Raw genomic sequence first — 1,425 nt, 5'->3', positions numbered from 1 at the left:
ATCAGTACCAAATATTATAGAACCAAAAATTATATGATCAGCTAATCTCTTTCAGGCCCATTTTACGACGACCTAAGTTAAACCAGGGACTGACCGTAAATGCTAAAATATCGTTGATAACATAAATACTAGAGTTGATAGCCATTGCAAGGCTGGCATCTCCCTGAGAAAATGTCACTGCCCACAAAATCAATTGAGCGATCCCGCTAAATAACCACCAAAAATATTGATTATTGTAACGTAAAAAGCAAACGATCCCTCCAGTCAATGAGATAGAAAATGCCATTCCATCGTATATTGGACGTGGATCATTGGTCAAATGGCTGATTAAATATGCGCTGATTGCCCACACTATCAAAGTAAAAAGAATAGAAATTATCCACTGTTGACTACCAAATCTTTTTAAATGATCTTTTGTGTTATTATTCCAAGTCCTAACACTGATCAATACTGGCAGGTCAAGAGTCAAAACATAAGCCACTTGTTCTAACATCGAGAGGTAATTTTTGGCACTAAAACCAACGTAAATAAAACAAGCGGCACTGATCAAACCAAGCCAACCATTGACAGCCTTCGTAGCATTAATAGCTAAAACACAGAGAACGCCTAAAGTGGTTCCGACAAATGAAATGATTGCTAATTCCGTAATCTTACCATTGACTAAGGTCATCAATTGACACCCTAAAGCAAACCAAAATAAGTAATAGTTTTGTTGTGGCCACCCCTTTAATTGCTCAAATAACCAAGAAAAATAATTTTGTTGCTTATTTTCCATTTTCTCTTCTCCTTATATAAAAATATTTTTATGTTCGTCTATTTATTATACCTGCTTTTCAAAAAAATTAAAGGACAAACCACAATATTTAGATTATTTTTTTCAAAAAATCTATATATAGTAGAAAAAAGGCGTGACAACGGTTGAAATTATGTATTTTGTTAAAAAAATAACATCCAATGAATGGATGTTTTATTTCTAAAAAACATTAACTCATGCGATATCTAGCTTTGGCAACTATGAAGCCAGTGTTCTTGATTAGCATTATCAAGTTTTAGTAGCTCTTTGGCTGTCTATTGCTACGTACTAAAACAAAAAACTGGGTCAAGTTTGTGACCAAAGCCAACGTTTATGTAAGGCTATAGTGGTTGGCGGAACAAGCATTTAGTGTAGGAACAGTTAATGAAGATTCCGTACACATTTTGTAGATAGATGGTAACTAAGCAAGACGATTTGATAAATTTTCAGCAAGTCCAAGACATAGAACGTAATTTTAGTTCTCCTACATAACTAAAGTTGGCTCAAAAGAAGGCACAAACAACTATAAAATTTGAAAAAGATAAATTGCGTTTAAAAAAGGTAAAATTACCCGTGTGCAGTAAAGTATGAATAATTCAGGTAAAGAAAAACTTTCAGATCCTGAACTGAAA

General features: G+C 33.7%; 1 protein-coding gene. It reads right to left on the bottom strand.

What is annotated here, in order from left to right; genetic code table 11:
- Window positions 1-37 precede the first annotated feature (37 nt).
- Window positions 38-775: a nicotinamide riboside transporter PnuC gene (pnuC, locus tag FC65_RS10650; protein ID WP_056972715.1), complete on the bottom strand. Its 738-nt coding sequence runs from the start codon at window positions 773-775 to the stop codon at window positions 38-40.
- Between the last annotated feature and the right edge of the window lie 650 nt (window positions 776-1,425).

Origin of the sequence: Ligilactobacillus acidipiscis DSM 15836 (assembly GCF_001435755.1) — a bacterium.
GTDB lineage: Bacteria > Bacillota > Bacilli > Lactobacillales > Lactobacillaceae > Ligilactobacillus > Ligilactobacillus acidipiscis.
This window is presented reverse-complemented; position numbering and strand designations above follow the sequence as displayed.

Excerpts from the sequence above, each read along its gene's own strand:
- pnuC (WP_056972715.1), bottom strand. The coding sequence starts at position 775 with ATGGAAAATAAGCAACAAAATTATTTTTCTTGGTTATTTGAGCAATTA.